Genomic DNA, 21,294 nt, shown 5'->3' with positions numbered 1-21,294 from the left:
GTCCGACCCGCCAGGTTGCGGTACTACGGCCGGGTAGACCATGGAAATCTTACGTCTTTGCCTATGCGGTCCTAAAATAGGGCGGCAGATCGATAGTGTTCTATTCTATGGTTGTATCGCAGAAGCAATTTCAACCGGAGATCTCAATCGCGCGCTGAACGGGCTGGAACTGTGATCCCGGGCGTGGCGTCCGCGCTGGAACTTATCGCTCGACGTCGAGACGCCCCTGGCCCCACGCGAGCTTGTGAAGGGCAATTCCCGCCGCAGTGGCGACGTTGAGGGAATCGAAGCCCGCCGCCATCGGGATGCGGACCGGCCGCGCCTGTGCGAGGATCGCCGTATCGAGCCCCGGCCCCTCCGTGCCGAGGATCAGGAGCGTCCGCTTGGGTGCTGCGTGCTGCTCCAGGGTCTCGGTTGCGCCCGGGCTGAGCGCCAGCGGCTGGAGGTCGAGCGCTTCGGCGAGCTGCAGCCAGTCCTGGCCCGCCGCGAGCTGCGCGAAGGGCTGGATCAGGGCGGCGCCGGCCGAGACCCGGATGCTCTTGCGATAGAGCGGATCGCAGCTCGCGGCGTCGAGGACCACGGCATCCGCCCCGAAGGCGGCGGCGTTGCGGAAGGCGGCACCGACATTGTCGTGGTTGGTCAGGCCCGCGAGGCCGAGCACCAGGGCCGGCGCGGGCGCGGGTGGCACGAGCGCCGCCGCGTCGGGCGCCGCACCGCGCAGGCCGACCGCCAGCACCCCGCGGTGGATCGGGAATCCCGCCACGGCGCTCATCACGGCTCGGCTGGCGAGGAAAACCGGCGGGGGCGCAGGGCATGCCGCCACGGCCTCCATGAGGCCCGGCCACCGCTCCGGCAGAAGCAGGATCGATTCGGCGCGGAAGCGGCTGCGTCCGCCGAGCAGCAGCCGCAGGGTCACCTCGCCTTCGGCGATGAAGCGCCCGGCGCGGCCCACGAGGTCGCGCTCGCGCATGCGGGCGTAGGGTTCGAGGCGCGGATCGTCCGGATCGGTGATCGTCTCCGGAACCGGCTCCACCTCAGCCCTGCTGTCGCTCGATGCGGATGGCGAGCGGGTCGGCCTCGGCCTTGGTCGGGACCTTCACCAGCGCCTCGCCGTCGAGCACCGTCTCCCCCGCCACCGAGCACTGGCAGGCGAGCCGTGCGCGCCGCCGCTCGGGCATCAGCTCGGCGACCGTCACGGTCACCTCCACGACGTCGCCGATCCGCACCGGCGCGCGGAAGTTCAGGGTCTGCGAGATGTAGACCGCGCCCGGGCCCGGCAGGCGGGTGCCGAGCACCGCCGAGATCAGCCCGGCGGTGTAAAGGCCGTGGGCGATCCGGGTGCCGAAGGGCGTGCGGGCGGCGAAGTGCTCGGACAGGTGGATCGGGTTGCGGTCGCCGGTGATCTCCGCGAAGCCGATCACGTCCGAGGACGCGATGGTCTTCGACAGGGTCTCCGACAGCCCGACCTCGAGATCCTCGAAATAGAGCACGCGCAATTCGGGCAGCATGGCTCGGCAGACCTCCGCTTCCGGCCTGCGACGCCTTGCGCGCCCGGCCCTCTGCTGGCCTCGCACGATCGCGGCATCGAATCCACCCGGACAAAGGCGTAAGAGCCTCGAACTTTCTTGAGGCGCGGGCAGGGTTTTCTCAACAGCCCTCGACAGGAATGCCCGGGTCGGCGAAGACGCGCCCCGTGATTGCCGATGACCCCGCCCGGCCCGCGCCGCCCGCCCTCCGCCCCGTCGTCGCCCGCGTGGCGGCGCTGAACCTCGGCTATTTCGGGATCGAGATCGCGGTTGCGCTCGCCATCGGCTCGGTGGCGCTGATCGCCGACAGCCTCGATTTCCTGGAAGACGCCGCGATCAACCTGCTGATCTTCGCGGGCCTCGGCTGGAGCGCGCGCAACCGCGCCCGCCTCGGCACCGCCATGGCGGGCATCCTGCTCCTGCCGGCACTGGCGGGCGCCTGGGCGGCCTATGGGAAGATCTCGGATTTCGTGGCCCCGGCCGCCCTGCCGCTGACCCTTGCCGGGCTCGGGGCGCTCGCCGTGAACCTGACCTGCGCCGTCATGCTCGCCCGGCACCGGACCGGCTCGGGCAGCCTGACCCAGGCGGCCTATCTCTCGGCCCGCAACGATACCTTCGCCAACCTCGCGATCATCGCGGCCGGGCTGGTGACCGCCCTCTATCCTTCGCCCTGGCCGGATCTCGTCGTGGCTGGGGGGATCGCGATCCTCAACGCCGATTCCGCCGCCGACATCCTCAAGGCTGCGGCGGCCGAGCGCCGGGCGGCCCGGTAATCACCACCATGCGCATCTTCCCGATCTCCGATCTCCACCTCGAACGGCGCCGCCTCGACCTGATCGCGCCGCCGAGCGAGCCGTTCGACCTGCTCGCCTGCCCGGGCGATCTCTACGAGGGGCATCCCGAGCGCGGCTTGGCGGGTCTGCTGCACCTCGCGCAGGGGCGGCCCATCGTGCTGGTCCCGGGCAACCACGAGCGCTACGCGCCGACCGGCGACGGGCGCACCGCGCCGGAATTGCTGGCAGCCCTGGAGTCGGAGGTCGCGCGGCTGAACGGCCTCGGCGCCCGGATCCACCTGCTGCAGCGGGCGCAGGCCTGCACCATCGACGGTGTGCGCTTCGTCGGCGCGACCCTGTGGAGCGACTGGACGCTGGCCGGGCGCTGGCTCGACGCCGAGACGCCCGGGCGCCCGGAGGATCCGATCGCCTACGCGGCCGCGCGCATGACCGACCCGTTCACCGGGTCGCGGGAATATCTGGGCTCGATCCGGAAGGCCGACGGCAGCCCCTGGCAGCCCGCGGACGCGATGGCCGAGCACCAAGCCGAGCGGGCGGCCCTGCACGCCGCGCTCCGGATCCCGCATGACGGCCCCACCGTGGTGATCACCCACCATCCGGCGAGCCCGCGTGCGGCCGATCGCTACCGGGACGAGCCCGGCGTCCCCTGGTGGGTGCCGGCCTTCTACGCCTCCACGGCGCTCGACGACCTCGCCGATGCCGAGCGGCCGGATCTCTGGATCTCCGGGCATTTCCATGCGGGCCACGACCTCGCGGTCGGGCGCTGCCGCTGGGTTTCGAACCCGGTGGAGGGGGCGACCTACCGGCCGGACTTCACGGTCTCTGCGGGGACATAGCGTTCCGATCCCGAGCCAAATCCCAGGCCGGATCGTCCAGTGCCGCACAGCTCGGCCGCTTCAGGCCGGTAAGGAAGCAGTTCAGGACGATCTGAAGGATCGCGCCGCCGACACGGCCGAGATAAAAGCGATGGTCTGAGAAGAAACCGAAGAAGAACCAAAGGATTTAGGCGCGAAGCATGCTCGGCCCTTCATGAGCGATGCGCTGCTCGATCAGGATCTTCTCTTGGATCGTCGATGCCATCTGTCCCGTTCCCTGACTTGTACGGTCGAGCTTGGGACAGGGTGGTGCCGAAGGCAAGCGTGGGCCGGCGGATGCGCACCGCCGGCCCGGATGCCATCAGCCGTGGACCAGCACGTTCCGGAACTGCCACGGATCGCTGGTGTCGATGTCCTCCGGGAACAGGCCCGGGCGGTCGGTGAGCGGCGTCCAGTCCGTGTACACGCCCACGACCGGGCCGAGATACGGGGTCTGGACCTCCAAGCAGCGGCGGAAATCCATCTCGTCCGCCTCGACGATGCCGGCTTCGGGGTTCTCCAGCGCCCAGACCATGCCGGCGAGAACCGCCGAGGTCACCTGCAGGCCGGTGGCGTTCTGGTAGGGGGCAATCCGGCGGGTCTCCTCGATGGAGAGCTGCGAGCCGTACCAGTAGGCGTTCTTCTTGTGGCCGTAGACCAGCACGCCCAGCTCGTCGATGCCGTCGACGATCTCGGTCTCGTCGAGGATGTGGTGCTGCTCCTGCACCTTGGCGGCCTTGCCGAACATCTCGTGGAGCGACAGCACCGCGTCGTCGGCCGGGTGGTAGGCGTAGTGGCAAGTCGGCCGGAACACCGCCTGCTCACCCGCGCGCACCGTGTAGTAGTCGGCGATCGAGACCGCCTCGTTGTGGGTCACGAGGAAGCCGAACTGCGAGCCGGCGGTCGGCACCCAGGTGCGCACCCGCGTGTCGGCGCCCGGCTGCAGCAGATAGATCGCGCAGCGCGAGCCCTTCTCCTGCTCGCGGGCATTGTCGGGCTTCCAGGTCTCGTGCGTGCCCCAGCCGAGCTCGGCCGGCTGGTTGCCCTCGGAGACGAAGCCCTCGACCGACCACGTGTTGACGAAGACGCCGCGCGGCTTCGGGTTCTTGGCGCGCTGGGTGTCGCGCTCGGCGATGTGGACGCCCTTCACGCCCAGATCCTTCATCAGGCCGGCCCATTCGGCCTTCGACTTGGGCTCCGGCCGCTGCAGGCCGGTATCCTGGGCGATGTTCAGGAGCGCCTGCTTGACGAACCACGAGACCATGCCGGGATTTGCGCCGCAGCACGAGACCGCGGTGGGCCCGCCGGGCTTCTGGGTGCGGGCGTCGAGGATGTCCTGGCGGAGCGCGTAGTTGGTGCGGTCGCCCTGGCTCTTCGACTTGTCGAAGTAGAAGCCCGGCCAGGGCTCGGCCACCGTGTCGATGTAGAGGGCGCCGAGCTCGCGGCAGAGCTCCAGGATGGCGCGCGACGAGGTGTCGACCGACAGGTTCACGCAGAAGCCCTGGCCGCCGCCCTCGGTGAGGAGCGGGGTGAGGACCTCGCGATAGTTCTCAGGCGTCAGCGCCACCTTCTGGAAGCGCAGGCCGTGCTTCTCGGCGAGCGCCCGGTGGGTGTCGACCGGGTCGATCACCGTGAAGCGGGCCTTGTCGTACTCGAAATGGCGCTCGATCAGGGGCAGGGTGCCCCGGCCGATCGAGCCGAAGCCGATCATCACGATGGGGCCGCTGATGCGGCCATGGATCGGGTGACGGGACGGCTGATCGGTCATACGGAAAATCCTCGGATCTGGCGGACGCGGCGGGCGTCCGCGCGGTCTGGCCAGCGGGCGGGTTATGGCGCGCATGTGACACTGCGGCGACAGGTCCACGCTTGCGCTGCGGCGCGACCGGTGGGGCCAGCGCCGAAAGCCGCTCAATGGCGTCTCGCCTGGGTCCGGTCAACCATCCGCTGCATCAAGACGTAAACGCAACGTTGACGTGTTGGCTCGTTGCTATGAGCCATACGCATGATGTATCCGCGTCTCGACCCGTGGCCGGCGCAGGCCGCATTACTCATATTGCGTTGCAGCAAGGCCGCCGAGATGGCCACGCAGCCTGGGATTTCACGGAAACGTCCGAGCCACAGCCCGTCGGAGTCCTCATGCTCGCTCTCATCTCCTCCCGGATCCCCGGCCCGGTCACCGAGACCGTCGATCGCGATCCCGGCATCCTCACCCTCATGTTCGCCTGCGCCCGCGCGGTCCGCAGCGGCGCCGAGGTCGCGTTCGCCCGTCGCTGTGCCCTGGCCCGCGCCATCGGCGGCCCCAACCCGCTCTGAAAACTCGGACGCGGCGAGGCGGTTTCGGCGTCGAATCGGCCGGAGCAATTGCGTCGTCCCCGCTAGGGCTTTAGGCGGCTCTGCCGTTCCATGGCCCCGGGGGTTGTTGATTCCATGCCGACGATTCGCGCGCTCCTGCGCTCCAGCCTGACCGTCACGCTGCTGCTCGCCCTTCCGCTGGCGGCGCCGCGCGCTCAGGATGCCGAGCCGGAGGCCGCCCCGGCCGAGGCGCCGCCGAAGGCCCGGCCGAAGCCCAAGCCGAAGCCCGCCGCCCCGAAGCCGGTGGCCAAGCCCGCTGCCGCAGAGGCAACACTGGCCACACCGGCCGCTGCACCGGCGCCGGCCCATGCCGCGTGGCCCACGGGCGCCAATTCCGTGACCGAGAGCTACGGCGACTGGTCCATCACCTGTACGCATCCCGGCGAGAAGATCACCTGCATCGTCGCTCAGGCGCAGGGCGATTCGCAGACGGGCCGGCGCAAATTCGGCATCGAATTCCAGACGCCGAAGGACGGCCGCGCCGAAGGGATCGTGCTGATGCCGTTCGGCCTCTCGATCGAGCCGGGCATCACCTTCAAGCTGGATGACCAGGTCCTCGGCAAGGGCGCACCCTACAGCGCCTGCGGGCCGGACGGCTGCTTCGTGCCGATCGGCTTCCCGACGCCGGCCCTCGACGGCATGCGGACCGCCAAGAAGCTGTTCGTGATCGGCCACAAGTCCGGCAGCAGCGATGACGCCACGATCACGGTGCCGCTGGAGGGATTTGCCCAGGCCCTCGACCGCGCCGTCGCCCTGAGCGGCTGACCGGGAGCGCGATCCGGCGGATTTGCGGGTTACGGTTAAGGCCGCGTTAGTGGCCCCGCCGCAGGATGCCCGCGACATGTGGCGCCGCGCGCTGCGGCCTACAGCGCCGCACGCCGGGATCGGATCGGCGAGGCGATGGGATCGGAGGGCGGGCGACCCCGGATCGGTCAGGGGCTCGGGCGGCGACTGCTGCGCGGGTCGCTTCCGGTGCTCGCCCTGCTGGCGGTCATCGACCCGGCGCTGGCCGCCCGGCTGACCGGTGCCAAAGGCGCGGAGACCGGCACCGGTCCCGGTGGTTACGGCCGCATCGTGCTGACCTTCGACAAGCCGGTCACCGTCAAGGCGAAGCTCGCCGGCGGCGTCCTTCTCCTCGGCTACGGCGAGCGCGTCGGGCAGGGTCCCGAGCGGTTGGCCGAAGAGATGCCCGCCTACGTGTCGAGCGTACGGCGCGACCCGGACGGGACCGGGTTGCGCGTCGCCTTGCAGCGGCCCTACCGGGTCAACCTGCAGATGGCCGGCGAGCGCATCTTCGTGGATCTGCTGCCGGAGGGCTGGGCCGGATTGCCGCCGCCGCTGCCGCCCGAGGTGGTGGCCGAACTCGCCCGTCGCGCCAGAGTTGCCGAGGAAGCACTCAAGGCCCGCATCCCCGAGCCGGTGCGCAAGCCCCTGTCGCTGGAACTAGCGCTCCTCCCGACGCTGACGCGTCTCTCGCTGCGGATGCCCGCGGAGGCCGTCACCACCCTCACCGCCGAGGGCACTACGACGCGGCTGCGCGTCGTCGGTCCCTGGACCATCGATTCGTCCGGGACACGCGGGCGTCCCCGGCCTGGCATCGCCAAGCTGGCGACCGAGACCGATGAGACCTCGGCCAGCCTGCTCGTCACCCCCGAAGACGGATTCCAGATCGGCTCGGAGCGCGAGGACGGGGCCTTCCTCTTGGACGCCGTCCGGCGCAAGCCGGCGGAACCTGCCGGCACCGCCGTCGCGATACCCGGGCCGGCGACACCGGCACCGGTGGCTGTGGCGCCGGCCGTTCCCGCTCCTCCCTCCGCGCCGTCGGCTCGTGCTGAAGCGCCGGCCGTCGCCGAGCGCCCGCCGGCACCGCCGCCGATCCGCCCGGCTGGGTCGGGCCTGGTCTTTCCGTTCCATGCCATGCCGCCGGCCGTGTTGTTCGAGCGCGGCGGTGTGGTCACGCTCGCCTTCGAGACCGCCGAGCCGGTCCCGGCTCCGACCAGCCATCAGGGCCTGGTGCCGGTGGGAAGCCCCACCCGGACCGGACCCCTGACGATCCTGCGCTTCTCGGCGCCCCAGGGCCGCTTGGTCGATCTCAATGCGGTCTCGACGGAGGGCGGAGTCGGCTGGGAACTCTCGGCGGGCGACGTCCTGAGCCCCAGCGATACGATCGACCCCCTGCGCAAGCCCGACAGCGCGGGCCGCATCGCGGTATCCCTCGGCCTGCCCCGCCCGGGCTCGGCGACGTGGCTCGACCTCGACGGCGAGCGCATCGCGGTGGTCACGTCGGCGTCCCGGCGGCCGGTCGGCAATCCGAAGAACCGGCGATTCGTGGATTTCGAGATCCTCCCGAGCCGGCACGGCCTCGCGGTGCTGGCCAGCGCCGACGATCTCGCGGTGCGGCCCGAACTCGACACGGTGACGATCGGCCGGACCGGGGGGCTCGCCACGTCGGCGCCCGCGCGGAGGGACGAAGTCGCCCTGGCCGATCCGGGGACCCTCGCGATCACGCCCGAGGCCTGGAACCGGGCACGGTCCGGTGTGGTGCGCGATACCCTGCGCCAGGCGCTCGATGCCGCCGCGGCCGCCAATCCGGCCGATCGCGGACCGGCCCGGCTCGCGCTGGCCCGCACCTATCTGGCCAACGGGCTCGATCCTGAAGCCCTCGCGGCGCTCGAAGCGGCGGCCGCCGACGATCCCCTGCTCGCCGGCCAGCGCGACACGGCCCTGCTGCGGGGCATCGCGCAGGTGCGAATGGGGCGCAACGCCGAGGCGTTGAAGGCTTTGTCCGTCCCGATCCTCGCCGGGAATCCGGAGGCCGCCCTGTGGCGGGCGATGGCCTCGGCCGGCGCCGGGGACTGGAAAGCCGCCGAGACCGGCTTCCTTAAGGTCCTGCCGCTCGCCCAGGAATACCCCACGGATCTGGCGCAGACGATCCGCGCCACGACGGCCGAATCGGCGATCGAGAACGACGATGCCGAAACGGCTGCCGCCCGCGCTGTGGATGCCCGCGACCTGCCCCCCTGGATCCGCGACCGGCTGGCCCTGGTCCGCGCCCGCGTCTCGGAGGCGACCGGCCAGGTCAAGGCGGCGCTCGACGCCTATACTCGCCTCGAGAGGGAGGCGGTGCGTCCGGTCTCGGCCGAAGCAACCCTGCGGGGCACCTTGCTCGCGCAATCCGCCGGCACGCTGACGCCGGAGGCCGCGACCGAGCGCCTGGAACGGCTCGCCCTCACCTGGCATGGCGGCCCGATCGAGGAGAGCATCACGGCCGGGGTGGCCCGCCTCCACCTCGCCGCCGGACACTGGCGCCAGGCCTTCACGGCGGCGCGCCGGGCCAACGTCTTCGCGCCGAACGCCACGGCTTCGGTGGCACTCACCCGCGAGGCGCAGGTCGCCTTCGAGAACCTGTACCTCACCGACAAGGGGGAGAGCCTGTCGGGGGTCGAGGCCGTGGCGTTGTTCTTCGATTTCCGGGAGCTGAGCCCGATCGGTCGGCGCGGCGACGAGGTGGTGCGCCGGCTGGCCGACCGCTTGGTGCGCCTCGATCTCCTCGAACCCGCCGCCGATCTCCTGCAGTACCAGATCGACAACCGGCTGACCGGCCCGGCCCGGTCGGCGGTCGCGGCGCGGCTCGCCACGGTGCGGCTGATGGACGACAAGCCCCTGCAGGCTTTGAAGGTCCTCGACGCGACCGAGTTGCCGGAGCTGCCGGGCGAGCTGAAGCGTGCCCGGAACCTGATCCGCGCCCGCGCCCTCTCGGACCTGACCCGCACCGACCTCGCCCTGGAGACGCTCGAGGGAGAGGCCGGGCCGGACATCGAGCGCCTGCGGGCCGATATCTACTGGGGTGCCCGACGCTGGCGCGACGCCGGCGAGACGCACGAGGCGCTGCTCGGCGAGGCGTGGCGATCCGGCCAGCCCCTCGACGCGGCGTCCCGGGCCGACGCGATGCGCGCCGCGATCGCCTACAACCTCGCGGGCGAGGCGATCGGCCTGGAACGGCTCAAGGCGAAGTTCTCGGAGGCCATGGCGGCGAGCCCCGACGCGCGCACCTTCGCGCTGCTCACGGGCTCCGACCCGACCCGCAGCCCGGGCTTCCGCGCGGTAGCGGCCCAGGCCACCAAGGCCGAGACGCTGTCGGCCTTCCTGGCCGAGTATCGCAAGCGCTACCCGGACGCCGCCACCCCCGACCGGGGGAAGGCCAAGGCCGCGGGCGAGGGCGGTTCCGAGCCCCAGGGCGGTGATCGGCAGAGCAACGCCGAGACCCCCGGCACGCCGCCGGGATGAGCGCGCGGCGCGTCATCCCGCTCGGGCGGCGTCAGCTCCCGTAGCTCTGCACCAGCGAGCCCGCCACCAGCGTCCATCCGTCCACCAGCACGAAGAAGATCAGCTTGAACGGCAGGGAGACCGTGGCGGGCGGCAGCATCATCATGCCGATCGCCATCAGCACCGAGGCGACCACGAGGTCGATGATCAGGAACGGGATGAACAGCAGGAAGCCGATCTCGAAGGCGCGCCTCAGCTCCGAGATCATGAAGGCTGGGGTGACGATCTCGAGGCCGACATCCTCCGGCCCCTTCGGCGTCGGCACCTTGGCGAGGTCGAGGAACAGCTTGAGGTCCTTCTCGCGGACGTTCTTCAGCATGAAGGTCTTGAACGGCGCCGACGCGCGCTCGAAGGCCTGAGCTTGCGTGATCCGTCCGGCGATCAGGGGCTCGATCCCGGCGCTGTAGGCGGCGCGACCCGTGGGTGCCATCACGAAGGCGGTCAGGAACAGGGCGAGGCTGACCAGCACCGCGGTCGGCGGCGCCGTCTGGGTGCCGAGCGCCGAGCGCAGGAGCGAGAGCACCACGACGATCCGGGTGAAGGCCGTGGCCATCACCAGCACCGAGGGGGCGACCGCCAGGACGGTGATCAGCGCGACGAGCTGGAGGGCGCGCTCGGTTGTGCCGCCGGCGCCGAGGTCCAGGGTGACGCTCTGGGCGAGGGCGGGCGAGGCGGCGAGCAGCGGGATCGCGGCGAGGCCGAGGCGCCGGAGCCTGCGCCCCCGGCCGGGGCGGGTCGGGGCTGTGGGCGGATCGGGCATCGGGATCACGAGCGGTCGCAGGTCGGCGCGGCGGGGCGCACGCCCTCGCGGCGGGCTTCGAGATTCTGCCAGACGAGGAGCGACGGCAGGCCCAGCACCACGTCGGGCACCCGGCGGGCGAGCGACAGGGCGATGGCCGTTCCGGCATCGATGCCGAACAGGCCGCAGACCAGCACGAGCCCGCCTTCCTGCACGCCGAGTCCGCTCGGGACCAGGAAGGCGGCGGCCTTGATCGCCTGGCTCAGCGACTCGATCACCAGGATGTCGGTCAGGCCGACATTGTCGACGCCGATGCAGGTGAAGACGACGAGGATTTCGGTCGCACCGAGGAGCCAGGCCAGCGCGTGCAGGGCGACCGACTGGGCGAGCCGCCCCCGCCGCCCCGCCGCCCAGACGGCGTCCAGCGCGCCCTGGATGCGCTGGCGCGGTTCGGGCAGGGCGTCGGCCTCGCGCACGAAGCGCCGGCCGAGGGCGTTTATCCGGTCTTCGAGGACGCGGACGATCCCGGTCCGCTGGAGCGCGAAGAAGGCTGCGACGGCCAGCGCCGCCACCGCGAGGGTGCGCAGCGTCCAACCGGCGAGTTCGGCCGCCTCCGCGCCCTCGACGCGGCTCAGGAGGCCGGCCCCGAGGCCGGCGAACAGGGCGAGCGTGCCGACCTGGAACAAGAGATCGGCCAGCACCGAGGCGGCGGCGAGCGAGCCGGCCACGCCCCAGAAGGTGAGGAGCCGCGCGCCCAGCACCTCGCCGCCCACCGAGGCGACCGGCAACAGGACGTTGATGCCCTCGCGCACGAAGCGCAGGATCAGGCAGGCCGAGGCCGGCGCCGGCGACAGCCCGTCGAGGATGCGCGCCCAGGCGATTCCGCACACCAGCAGCACCAGCGTCCGCACCAGCGTGACGCCGACGAAGCCCACGACGCCGATCCGGCCGAACGCCGTGGCCACCGCCTGGAGGTCGTTGGTCGCCACGAGCCAGATCGCGAAGCCCAGCCCGATCAGCGTGCCGAGCAGCGGCAGGCGGCGGACGAGGGCGCGGATGACCCGGCGCTTTCCGGATGGGCGCGCTTCCTTCACGGTCGCAGTGCGTGCGTGACGTGTCTGAAGGCGGGCACCAGGGGCGGCTCCAAGTTGTGCCGGTCAGCGCGCCGGCGGCGATTCGTCAGGTGGTACCGCCGCTAGAACGGTATTGGGGCCGAATTCGGGGGACGGCCGGCGCGGCGGGATGGGTTGGAGGATGGTGGCGAGCGCCTCCGCCGGCCCGGCCTCGGGATCGAGCAGGAGGACGCGGCCGGCCGCGAGGCTCGCACCGGTGGCGACCGCGATGGCACGCTTCGGGCACGGTCCGAGGCAACCCGACTCGACGATGCGGAGCTTCCTCCGGTTGCCCGACGTCTCCTTGGCGGCCTGTTTCCCGGCCTTCTTGAGGAGCGCACGCACGGCGCTCGCGCGCAAGCCCTGCCGCTTGGCACATTTGGAGCAGACCACCACGATCTCGGTGAGCTTGGTTTTGGCCGAGCGGCCGGCCGGCCGGCCGGCAGCGGGACGATCGGCGTCGCCCGTTGAGCGTGGTTCTGTCATCATCCGGAGAAGGTAGGGCGCGATACCGGCATCGGGCTAGAGCCGTGCCCGATCGCGGTGCAATCGAGCGCGGCTCCAAGCTTCTGTCGTGACGCGCTCTCTGGCGCCGAACCGGTATCCACTTTGGCGCAGAGCGCTCTCGGTCGCCCGTCGCCGCGCCCCGCAGGTCGACCCGGGCGCCATAAAAAGGGCCTAAAAGAACGGGATTCCGGTTCCGCGCACGGGCCGCCCCTTGGCCGGCGCCGCATCAGCGGAACCGGCGCAGACCCAGGAACAGAGAGCGGATGAGCCTCGACGACGTCAAAGACGACACGCGCGAAAGCGAGATCGTGACGTTCGCAGCCCCGACGATGACCGAGCTGCGGCGGAGCGCGGAGACGATCCGGCCGGTTCCGGAGCAGCGCGGCGCCCAGGCTCTGGCCACCGCGATTCGCAAGCGCCTGGACTGGACCCAGCTGCCCGGCCTGCGCCCGCGCCGGGAGGACACGTCGAGCTACGGCGCGCGGATCATCCGCCGCATCAGCCTGTTCGTCCTGCTGCCGACCCTCGTGGTCGGGCTGTACCTGTTCGGCTTCGCGTCGAACCAGTACGTCGCCGAGGCCCAGTTCACGGTGCGCGGCAACGTCGAACCGATGGAGAACATCTCCCTCGGCCAGTACACGAACCTCATTCAGAAGCATAACAGCCAGGACAGCTTCATCGTCCGCGACTACATCGCCAGCCAGACCATGGTCGAGTCGCTCGAGAAGAGCATCGGCCTGTCCAAGATGTTCTCCCGACAGGAGGCCGATTTCTGGACGCGGTTCGATCCGACCGACCCGATCGAGGATCTCACCCAGTATTGGCGCAAGCACGTCATCGCGCATATCGACTCGATCTCGGGCGTGATCCGCCTGTCGGTCCGGGCCTTCACGCCCGAGGACGCGCTGACCATCGCCCGCGAGGTGGTGACGCGCTCCGAGGCGCTGATCAACGACATCTCGAAGCGTGCGCAGGCCGACATGGTCGTCCAGGCGGAGACTGACGCCAGAACCGCGCAGGAGCGCCTGCGCAAGGCGCACATTGCCCTGCAATCCTTCCGCAACCAGTGGGGCGTGATCGATCCGGTCAAGTCCGCCGAGGGGACGCTGGCGACCCTGACGCTGCTGAAGAAAGACAAGCTCAAGGCCGAGAACGACCTCCAGGTCCTGCGCAGCTCCAGCCTGGATGAGCGCTCGCGCTCGATCCAGACGCTCGTCGCCAACATCACGGCCATCGACCAGCAGATGAAGATCCTGCAGGACGAGATGACGAGTTCGGGTGCCGCCGGCGGCGCGAACCTGACCGAAGCGCTGCTCCAGTACGAGGGTCTGCTCGTCGAGCGGACGATCGCCGAGAAGCTCGAGGAATCGGCCCATCTGCTGCTCGACCGGGCGCGGGTCGCGGCCTCCAAGCAGCATATCTTCCTGGCGACCTTCGTGCCGCCGGTCCTGCCGACGGACAGCCTCTACCCGGAGCGCGGCCACACGCTGCTGGTGGCGTTCTTCTGCTTCTTCGTGATCTGGAGCTCGTCGTCGCTTCTGATCGCGGGTATCCGCGACCAGAGAATGTAGGCGGCTGCAGCGCGCCTCTGGATCCTGGGCCGCCCGGTCTGTAGAGGGGGGCGGCCCGGCGGTCCCGGCGCCCGATGGAAGAGCGAAGCTAACGGTCCATGTCGGATTTCTCCGATCTCGTCGCGAAGGCGATCCAGCCGTCGATGACCCGGGAGGAGCGCGAGGCGGTCTACACCGTTGTGCGGCAGGCCGTTCTCCGCCTGCAGGAGCGGGAAGCGCTGCCGCCCAACGATCCGCGCGTCGCGCTCCAGCGCCATCTCGTCGAGGAGACGATCCGCGACGTCGAGGGTGACGTCGCCCGCTACGCCTCGCTGCGCAAGCTGGACGCGGCCTTCGCCGCTCAGAACGAGAGCGACCAGGCGGCGAAGACCGGGCGTCGGTAGATTGCACGCGTTGCCGAGGCAGGTACGAGACACGACGATCGTCCGCTGAGCGATCCGCGTCTCTCCCTCCCGCCTCTGCGGGCTGCCGGGTTCACACACCGCTGGCCGCTGAGCTCTCTCCTCCCCCTTGTGGCTACGGCCTACAAAGGTTTGAGGCTCACGATCGATGACGGAGCCCTACGGACCCCCTCTCCCGTGCGGGAGAGGGTTGGGGCGAGGGATGAGAACTCTCGGGATAAAGCACGCGATCGATGCGCTGACGAGGCGCGTTTCATTCTGGAAGTTCTCATCCCTCACCCTGTCCCTTTCCCGCACGGGAGAGGGGACCCGCGTTCCCCGCGGCTGGCGGGTGCGCCCTGCCGAGACAGCGAACCGGTGTAGCCCATAGCCCTTGCGGGGAGGGGCTAGGTGGGGGTGGCGCGGAAGGCACCGTCACACTCGATCCTGCGTCACCCCCACCCCTGGCCTCTCCCACAAGGAGGCGAAACGCGCTTGTTTCTCAGGTTCTTGGTATCCGGCAGTGGCCTGCGGATCTGGTAGCGCAGTGGGAGCGGGGGGGACGCGCATCGCCTCCAGAACCCAATCCCACTGATCGGAGCGGCCCTATCCGAAGGCCGCGCTCCGCACGCCACCGGGCTCGGCTACGTCGAGGCCCGACGAGACGTACTCGTTGAGCTTGTTGCGCAGGGTCCGGATCGAGATCCCGAGGATCTTGGCCGCGTGGGTGCGGTTGCCCAGGCAATGGTCGAGGGTATCGAGGATCAGGTCACACTCCACCTGCGCCACGGTCCGTCCCACCAGCCCGCGGGTCGCGGCCTCGGCGGCCTGCGCGGCGCGTGTCGCCGGGCCCTCCAAGGCGATCGTCTCGCCGTCCGGGGACAGGATTGCGTCGGGACCGATCGCGTCGCCGGAGGCGAGCAGCACTGCCCGGTGCAGAGTGTTCTCCAACTCGCGCACGTTGCCGCGCCAAGGGTTCTTCAACACCAGAGCCCGCGCCTCGGCCGAGAGCGGGCGGACCGGCACGCCGTTCACCGCGGCGTATTTCTTTGCGAAATGCGCGGCGAGTTCGAGGATGTCGGCCGGCCGCTCGCGGAGCGGCGGCAGCTTCAGGGCCACGACGTTCAGGCGGTAGAACAGGTCCTCGCGGAACGTGCCCTTGCGGACCTCCTCGGCGAGGTTGCGGTTGGAGGTGGCCAGCACCCGGATGTCGACCCGCACCGGGGCGGTGCCGCCGACCCGGTCGATCACCCGCTCCTGAAGCGCCCGCAGCAGCTTCGCCTGCAGGCGCACATCCATTTCGGAGATCTCGTCCAGCAGCAGCGTGCCGCCATTGGCCTCCTCAAACCGGCCGATGCGCCGGGCAACCGCGCCGGTGAACGCCCCCTTCTCGTGGCCGAACAGCTCGGATTCGAGCAAAGCCTCGGGGATCGCCGCGCAGTTCACCGAGACGAAGGGCTTGCCCGCCCGGTTGGACTTCTGGTGAACGTGCCGGGCCAGCACCTCCTTGCCGGTGCCGCTCTCGCCGGTGATCAGCACCGAGGCCTCCGAGCGGGCGACCTGCTCGGCGAGCTTGACCACCCGCTCCATGGAGGGATCGCGCCACACGAAGGCGGCGCGGTCGGTGACGACCGCCTCCAGCACCGCGGCGATCATCTCGGGGTCGGGCGGAAGCGGGATGTACTCCTTGGCGCCCGCCCGGATCGCCGCCACGGCGGCCGAGGCGTCCGCCGAAACCCCGCAGGCGACCACGGGGGTGCGAATCCGCTCCACCTCAAGCGCCGCGACGAGGGTGGAGATCGGCAGCGACACGTCGATCATGATCAGATCGGCGCCGCGGGCGCGCAACACGTTGAGGCCCTGCGGCACGGCATCGGCTTGCGTCACGGAAGCCCCGCGCTGCATGGCGATCTTCGAGGCGGTGATCAGCTCGCCGTTCAGCCGCCCGATTATCAGGAGCCGCATGGTTCGTCCCTCTCAAAGCTCATGGCGCGGACAGCCCCCCGGCGCCCGCGTCCCAAAAATCACGCGCCCGGGCTACTCGCCCTTGACGATCTCGGTCATCGTCACGCCGAGCCGGTCCTCGACCAGGACGACCTCGCCGCGGGCGACCAGCCGGTTGTTGACGAACACGTCGATCGCCTCGCCGACCTTCCGGTCGAGTTCGAGCACGGCGCCGGGCGCCATCCGGAGCAGGTCGCCGATCGGCATCCGGGCGGAGCCCAGCACCGCCGAGACCATCACGGGCACGTCGAACAGCTGCTCGAGATCGGCGGCGGTCTTCGGCGTGGTCGGCGCGTCGCGGATCGAGCCGGCCGCGTAGTCGGTGTCGTTCTCGCCGAGCTGGGGCAGGCTGAAATCGTCGGACATCGGGCTTCCTTCAGGAATTCTGAGCCAGGCCGAGGGCGTCCAGAACCGCCGCCTCGATGCGGGCGCGCTCCCGCACGATGCCGCCGTCGGCCCATTCGATGCGGGCATCGCCCGCCGCCATATCGGGGTCGCCGAGCACGACGAGGCGGCCCTCATAGCCGCGCTCGCGCGCCAGGCGCTTCATCAGGGTCTCGGCCTCCTCGACCAGGCTGTCGTGGACCCGCACCACGAGGTGGGGCACGCCGCGCAGGTGCTGGAGGGCGGCGCGTGCCGCCTCGCCGATGCCGGCGAGCGGGGCCGCGTCAAGCGCGTCGCCCGCGACCTTCCGGGCGATCAGCATCGCCACCTCGACGGCCTGCGCCTCGCGCTCGGCATCCCGGGCGTCGGCCTGGGCGATGAGGCCCGCCGCGGCCAGTGCCAGCCGGTTCAGGGCGTCGGCGAGCCGGCCCTGGATCTGCGCCTCGGCCTGGATCCGGCCTTCCTGCAACCCGCGGGCATGGGCGTCCACCTCGGCGCGGGCGGCGGACTCGGCGGCGCGCTGCGCCTCGGCGCTGGGACGCCCGCTGCGGAAGTCGTTTTCGAACAGGAACGGCTTGGCGCTCCGGGCGGTCTGGGCGCTCAATAGACCAGCTCCTCCTCGGCGCTATTCTTGGCGATCATGATCTCGCCCTTCTCGGCCAGGTCCTTGGCGATCTCGGTCATCCGCGTCTGCGCCTCGTCCACCTCCTTGAGGCGGACCGGGCCGAGGGAGGCCATCTCGTCCGTGAGGTTCTTGGCCGCGCGGGTCGACATCTGCTTCATGAAGAAGGCCCGGGTCGACTCGTTGGCGCCCTTGAGCGCGCGGCAGAGCGTTTCGCCCTCGATCGAGCGCATCAGGGTCTGGACGCTGCCTGGATCGAGCTTCAGCAGATCCTCGAAGGTGAACATCAGCTCGCGGATGCGCTTGGCCGAGCCGCGATTCGCCTGATCCAGCGCGGCGAGGAAGCGCCCCTCCGTCTGCCGGTCGAAGGCGTTGAACACGTCGGCCATCATCTCATGCGCGTCGCGGCGCTGGGTCTGCGCGATCGTCGAGACGAACTCGACCCGCAGCGTCTCCTCGATGTGGCGCAGGGCCTCCTTCTGCACCGTCTCCATGCGCAGCATCCGGTTGAGGCAGTCGATCGCGAAATCCTCGGGCAGGATGGTCAGCACCTTGGCGGCGTAGTCGGCCCGCACCCGGGACAGCACCACCGCCACGGTCTGCGGGTACTCGTTGCGCAGGAACGAGGCGAGGATCTCCGGATCGACCTGGGCGATCGAGGCCCAGACCCGCTTGCCGGACGCGCCCTTGATCTCCGCCATGATCAGCGAGACCTGATCGCTCGGGAAGATCTTCAGGAGCAGCGCCTCGGTCCGCTCGAAGTTCGACGAGATGCCGCCGCTGTTGCCGAGCTTGGTCACGAACTCGATGATCAGCTTGTCGACGGTGGCGACCTCCAGCGTGCCGAGCTGGACCATCGCGTGGCTGACCTTCTTGACCTCCTCCTCCTCCAGCATCTGCCAGATCGGCGCGCCTTCCTCCTCGCCGAGCATCAGCAGGAGCGCGGCCGCGCGCTGCGGGCCGGGCATGGACGCGAAGGAATCGCCGCCCACCGTCGCCAGGGAATTCGCCAGACCTGCCGCCATCGTGCTGCCCTCGTCGCCCTACGCTACTCTTCCTGGATCCAGCCGCGCAGCACCTCGACGGTCTCGGCGGGGCTCGCCCGGACCATGTCGACCACGCGCTGGACGGTTTCGGCCTGGACCTGGCCGTTGATCTTGGCGAACTCCATCAGCCGGGCGGTGGGATTGTCCCGGTCGATCATCGTGATGCTTCCCCCCGCAGGCCCCGCGACCGCCGCGGCATCGGCCGCGATGCCCATGCCCCCCGGCGCGGCGAGCAACGGCGGGGCCGGCACCGGTGCCAGCACCTGCCGGAGCAGCGGGCGCACCACGGTAAGCAGGACGATCAGGGTCAGGAGCGCCAGCACGGCGAGTTCGGCCATGCGCAGCACATCCTCCTTGGTGGGGGCGAGCAGCGACTGAATCAGCGTCGGCTCGCTGAATTGCGGCAGGCTCGGCGCCTCGGCGAATCGGAGATTGACCACCTCGATCTGGTCGCCGCGGGCCTTGTCGAACCCAACCGCGCTGCGCACCAGGGCGGTGATCCGCTCGATCTCGGCGGGCGCGCGCGGGCTGTAGGTCTGCTTCCCGTCCGCCGTGGGCGCGTAGACGCCGTCGACCACCACCGCCACCGACAGGCGCTTGATCCGGCCGCCCTCGGCGATCTCCGTCTTGGTCACCCGGGAGATCTCGTAATTCGTGGTCTCTTCGTTCTTGTTGGTCGCGTCCTTGGGGGCCGGCGCCTTGTCGGTGGCGTTGGCGCCGGGCAACTCGTTGCCGACGCTGACCTGCCCGTCGGCATTGCTGGTCTGCGAGGATTCGATCCGCGTCTGGGCGGAGCGGACGACGCGGCTCTCTGGGTCGAAGGTCTCGGAGCGGCTCTCGGTCCGGTTGTGGTCGAGTTCGGCGTTGACCTGTACCCGGGCCCGGCCCGGCCCAACGATGCCGGCGACCACGTCCTCGATCTGGCCGCGCAGGCGCCGCTCCAGGCCGACCTGCCGGTCCTCGTAACCGCCGGCGACGTCGGCCTCGGCATCCCGGGCCCCGTCCGCCAGCAGACGGCCGCGCTCGTCGACGATCGAGACCCGCTCGGGCTTCAGCCCCTCCACCGCGGAGGCGACGAGATGGCGGATCGCCCGGACCTGTCCGGCATCGAGGTCGCCCATCAGCTTCAGCACGATGGCGGCGCTCGGGTTCTCCCGGTCGCGCTCGAACAGGCGCCGCTCCGGCAGGACGAGGTGGACGCGCGCCGCCTGGACCCGGCCGATCGCCCGGATCGAGCGCGCGAGCTCACCCTCCAGGGCGCGCAGGTGGTTCACGTTCTGCACGAAGTTGGTGGACGAGAACGCGTCGCCCTTGTCGAAGATCTCGTAGCCGACGCCGGCCTGGGTCGGCAGGCCCTTGCCGGCGAGGTCCATGCGCAGCTTGGCGAGGTCGCCCCGGGGCGCCAGGATCGTCTGGCCGGCCTCGCCCCGCGTCTCGTAGCGGATGCCGCGGCTGTCGAGGTCGCGGACGACGGACGCCGAATCCTGCATGGACAGGTCGGAGAACAGCACGCCCATGTCGGGGCGCGAGACCCGCAGGATGATGAAGGCGAAGAAGCCGATGAGCGTCAGCGTGACCGCCGCCATGGCGGCGATGCGGGCCGGTCCGAGCTTCGTGACGAGATCGAGGACCGGCTTCACGGGCGGCTTCGCTGCACTCTGAACGCGAGGCGGGCCCTGGCGGCTCGCCCGGCAGAATTTGCCCAGGTCGTGGTTAGCGGGGCGTTAATGCCCGGCCCTGCAGTTGCACGCAGCGGGTGGCTAGTGCCGTTCCCGGTCGCGTTGTGACCGTACGCTGCTCTCAGCCTTTGTTGAGGCGCGCCCTCTTGCGCCCAACCGGTGTCCACGTCGTCGGAGAGCGCTCCAAACGCCACGAAGCCGCGCCCGGGGTCGGGACGCGGCTTCGCGAGACTTCGGGACCGGTCGGTTCGGGCGAACTGGCCCATCCCTGAAGACGCCCGGATCAGTGCCGGTAATGCTGGATCCGCGTGGTCCGCAGACCGGCGAGCCCGTGCTGGTCGATGGAGAACTGCCAGCTCAGGAATTCCTCGGTGGTCAGGGTATAGCGCTTGCAGGCCTCCTCGAGACTCAGGAGGCCGCCGCGCACCGCGGCCACCACCTCGGCCTTGCGCCGGATCACCCAACGGCGGGTGCTCGGGGGCGGGAGGTCCGCGATGGTCAAAGGACTGCCGTCTGGCCCGATCACGTACTTGACTCTCGGGCGGCTAAGTTCGGTCATGATACGCTCTACACTCGACTGACCTGTCGAGGCTTCAAGGTACTTGCGCCCGCTTAAGAGATGTTGAAGCGCGTCGCTCGAATGTGATTCGTTAAGCGCCACTTGTGGACAACCCGATCGTCTGCACACTCGACAGCGGAACTTTCTGCGAGCCGATCAGCAGAACCGGCGAAGACCCGCTGAGATCGACTTCGTCCACCGTCCCCGACAGGCTGGTATCGACCGCGACGGTGGATCCGGTGGCGTCCGTGGCCGAGACCTTGATCGAATAGGTGCCATCGGGTGCGGTCAGACCGGCCGAGGTTTTGCCGTTCCACGTGTAGGCTTGGCTTCCGGCGGCGAGCGACGTCGCCTGCGTCGCCACGACGTTGCTCTTGGAATCGAGGATCGTGATCACCGCCTTCGAGGCGGCGCGGGCCGGGGTCAGCGTCCAGGCGGCCGAGCCACCCGAGAGCTGCGAGGATGCCCCGCTCGCCGTTATGGTCTTGCCGATGTAGCTCGTCGCCGTGGCCGAGCTCGCCGATTGCGAGGCGGTGAGGATGTTGTCGAGGCGGTCGTTGGTCTTGAGCTGCTGCTCGACGCCGGCGAACTGCACGAGCTGCTGCGTGAACTGATTGGTATCCATCGGGTCGAGGGGGTTCTGGTTCTTGAGCTGCGTGGTGAGCAGCGTCAGGAACTGCGTGAAGTTGCTGGCGATCTCGGTCGCGTTTCCGCTCTTCGACGCCGCGCTGGTCGCCGATGCCGTGCTGGCGAGGCCCGATATGCCGCTGGTCATGCTGGTCTCTCCCGTGCCGCGCCCAAGCGCGGGCGCACGATGATTGCGTGGCGTTCGGCGA

The 21,294-nt window shown here is 70.2% G+C and carries 21 protein-coding genes; 7 read left to right on the top strand and 14 right to left on the bottom strand.

Going from position 1 to position 21,294, the window contains the following annotated elements:
• Positions 1–202 precede the first annotated feature (202 nt).
• Together OXS27_RS15735 and croR are read right to left on the bottom strand one after the other, a co-directional pair.
• Positions 203–1,033 (bottom strand): RNA methyltransferase, encoded by an 831-nt coding sequence (locus OXS27_RS15735; RefSeq protein ID WP_267357308.1) that lies wholly within the window; start codon positions 1,031–1,033, stop codon positions 203–205.
• A 1-nt stretch (position 1,034) separates the two neighbouring features.
• Positions 1,035–1,508, bottom strand: coding sequence for a 3-hydroxybutyryl-CoA dehydratase (croR, locus tag OXS27_RS15730; RefSeq protein ID WP_267357306.1), 474 nt, complete (start codon positions 1,506–1,508; stop codon positions 1,035–1,037).
• 158 nt (positions 1,509–1,666) lie between these two features.
• Here croR and OXS27_RS15725 point away from each other — a divergent pair, with 158 nt between their 5' ends.
• On the top strand, positions 1,667–2,299 hold the full coding sequence (locus tag OXS27_RS15725; RefSeq protein ID WP_267357304.1) for a cation transporter: 633 nt from the start codon (positions 1,667–1,669) through the stop codon (positions 2,297–2,299).
• Positions 2,300–2,307: 8 nt separating this feature from the next.
• The gene (locus OXS27_RS15720; RefSeq protein WP_267357302.1) at positions 2,308–3,156 is read left to right on the top strand and encodes a metallophosphoesterase; all 849 of its coding nucleotides are present in this window, start codon (positions 2,308–2,310) and stop codon (positions 3,154–3,156) included.
• Here OXS27_RS15720 and OXS27_RS15715 read toward each other — a convergent pair.
• Together OXS27_RS15715 and OXS27_RS15710 are read right to left on the bottom strand one after the other, a co-directional pair.
• Entirely contained in the window at positions 3,134–3,322 is a 189-nt protein-coding gene (locus OXS27_RS15715) for a TM2 domain-containing protein (protein WP_267357364.1), read from the bottom strand. The genes OXS27_RS15720 and OXS27_RS15715 overlap by 23 nt on opposite strands.
• A gap of 174 nt (positions 3,323–3,496) precedes the next feature.
• Positions 3,497–4,942 carry a saccharopine dehydrogenase NADP-binding domain-containing protein gene (locus tag OXS27_RS15710; RefSeq protein WP_243916512.1) on the bottom strand — a complete coding sequence of 482 codons (1,446 nt, stop codon included), beginning with the start codon at positions 4,940–4,942 and terminating at the stop codon, positions 3,497–3,499.
• A gap of 371 nt (positions 4,943–5,313) precedes the next feature.
• On the opposite strand from OXS27_RS15710, the gene OXS27_RS15705 reads away from it, so the two are divergent.
• The 3 genes from OXS27_RS15705 (at position 5,314) to OXS27_RS15695 (ending at position 9,816) form a co-directional block, all read left to right on the top strand.
• Positions 5,314–5,490 carry a hypothetical protein gene (locus OXS27_RS15705; protein WP_243916511.1) on the top strand — a complete coding sequence of 59 codons (177 nt, stop codon included), beginning with the start codon at positions 5,314–5,316 and terminating at the stop codon, positions 5,488–5,490.
• A gap of 114 nt (positions 5,491–5,604) precedes the next feature.
• The gene (locus tag OXS27_RS15700; RefSeq protein WP_267357298.1) at positions 5,605–6,294 is read left to right on the top strand and encodes an invasion associated locus B family protein; all 690 of its coding nucleotides are present in this window, start codon (positions 5,605–5,607) and stop codon (positions 6,292–6,294) included.
• A gap of 135 nt (positions 6,295–6,429) precedes the next feature.
• A complete protein-coding gene (locus tag OXS27_RS15695; RefSeq protein WP_267357362.1) occupies positions 6,430–9,816 on the top strand; it encodes a hypothetical protein in 3,387 nt (1,128 codons plus the stop codon).
• 31 nt (positions 9,817–9,847) lie between these two features.
• Here the strand turns inward: OXS27_RS15695 and fliP are convergent, their stop codons facing one another.
• The 3 genes from fliP to OXS27_RS15680 all read right to left on the bottom strand — a co-directional run bounded on the left by fliP (position 9,848) and on the right by OXS27_RS15680 (position 12,195).
• Positions 9,848–10,615 carry a flagellar type III secretion system pore protein FliP gene (gene fliP / locus OXS27_RS15690; RefSeq protein ID WP_243916509.1) on the bottom strand — a complete coding sequence of 256 codons (768 nt, stop codon included), beginning with the start codon at positions 10,613–10,615 and terminating at the stop codon, positions 9,848–9,850.
• A gap of 5 nt (positions 10,616–10,620) precedes the next feature.
• The gene (locus tag OXS27_RS15685) at positions 10,621–11,688 is read right to left on the bottom strand and encodes a lysylphosphatidylglycerol synthase domain-containing protein (RefSeq protein WP_267357296.1); all 1,068 of its coding nucleotides are present in this window, start codon (positions 11,686–11,688) and stop codon (positions 10,621–10,623) included.
• Between the two features lie 63 nt (positions 11,689–11,751).
• Positions 11,752–12,195: a hypothetical protein gene (locus OXS27_RS15680; RefSeq protein WP_243916507.1), complete on the bottom strand. Its 444-nt coding sequence runs from the start codon at positions 12,193–12,195 to the stop codon at positions 11,752–11,754.
• A 281-nt stretch (positions 12,196–12,476) separates the two neighbouring features.
• Here OXS27_RS15680 and OXS27_RS15675 point away from each other — a divergent pair, with 281 nt between their 5' ends.
• Both OXS27_RS15675 and OXS27_RS15670 read left to right on the top strand, forming a co-directional pair.
• On the top strand, positions 12,477–13,784 hold the full coding sequence (locus OXS27_RS15675) for a capsule biosynthesis protein (protein WP_243916506.1): 1,308 nt from the start codon (positions 12,477–12,479) through the stop codon (positions 13,782–13,784).
• 98 nt (positions 13,785–13,882) lie between these two features.
• Positions 13,883–14,167 (top strand): hypothetical protein, encoded by a 285-nt coding sequence (locus OXS27_RS15670; RefSeq protein WP_243916505.1) that lies wholly within the window; start codon positions 13,883–13,885, stop codon positions 14,165–14,167.
• Between the two features lie 603 nt (positions 14,168–14,770).
• Here OXS27_RS15670 and OXS27_RS15665 read toward each other — a convergent pair.
• From OXS27_RS15665 to OXS27_RS15635, 7 genes are all read right to left on the bottom strand, one after another.
• On the bottom strand, positions 14,771–16,129 hold the full coding sequence (locus tag OXS27_RS15665) for a sigma-54 dependent transcriptional regulator (RefSeq protein ID WP_267357293.1): 1,359 nt from the start codon (positions 16,127–16,129) through the stop codon (positions 14,771–14,773).
• Positions 16,130–16,201: 72 nt separating this feature from the next.
• Positions 16,202–16,534 carry a flagellar motor switch protein FliN gene (fliN, locus tag OXS27_RS15660; protein ID WP_243916503.1) on the bottom strand — a complete coding sequence of 111 codons (333 nt, stop codon included), beginning with the start codon at positions 16,532–16,534 and terminating at the stop codon, positions 16,202–16,204.
• Between the two features lie 10 nt (positions 16,535–16,544).
• On the bottom strand, positions 16,545–17,156 hold the full coding sequence (locus OXS27_RS15655) for a FliH/SctL family protein (RefSeq protein WP_243916502.1): 612 nt from the start codon (positions 17,154–17,156) through the stop codon (positions 16,545–16,547).
• Positions 17,153–18,199 carry a flagellar motor switch protein FliG gene (locus OXS27_RS15650; protein WP_243916501.1) on the bottom strand — a complete coding sequence of 349 codons (1,047 nt, stop codon included), beginning with the start codon at positions 18,197–18,199 and terminating at the stop codon, positions 17,153–17,155. The genes OXS27_RS15655 and OXS27_RS15650 overlap by 4 nt, the downstream gene beginning before the upstream one ends.
• Before the next feature lie 23 nt (positions 18,200–18,222).
• Positions 18,223–19,860 carry a flagellar basal-body MS-ring/collar protein FliF gene (gene fliF, locus OXS27_RS15645; protein ID WP_267357291.1) on the bottom strand — a complete coding sequence of 546 codons (1,638 nt, stop codon included), beginning with the start codon at positions 19,858–19,860 and terminating at the stop codon, positions 18,223–18,225.
• A gap of 322 nt (positions 19,861–20,182) precedes the next feature.
• Entirely contained in the window at positions 20,183–20,458 is a 276-nt protein-coding gene (locus OXS27_RS15640) for a DUF1153 domain-containing protein (protein ID WP_243916499.1), read from the bottom strand.
• A 91-nt stretch (positions 20,459–20,549) separates the two neighbouring features.
• Positions 20,550–21,233, bottom strand: a complete 684-nt coding sequence (locus OXS27_RS15635; RefSeq protein WP_243916498.1) for a flagellar hook capping FlgD N-terminal domain-containing protein — start codon at positions 21,231–21,233, stop codon at positions 20,550–20,552.
• Positions 21,234–21,294: the final 61 nt, after the last annotated feature.

The sequence above is a fragment of the Methylobacterium sp. GC_Met_3 genome, assembly GCF_026540775.1.
Taxonomy (GTDB): domain Bacteria; phylum Pseudomonadota; class Alphaproteobacteria; order Rhizobiales; family Beijerinckiaceae; genus Methylobacterium.
Note: the sequence above shows the minus strand (reverse complement) of the source record. Positions and strands in the feature narration are given on the sequence as shown.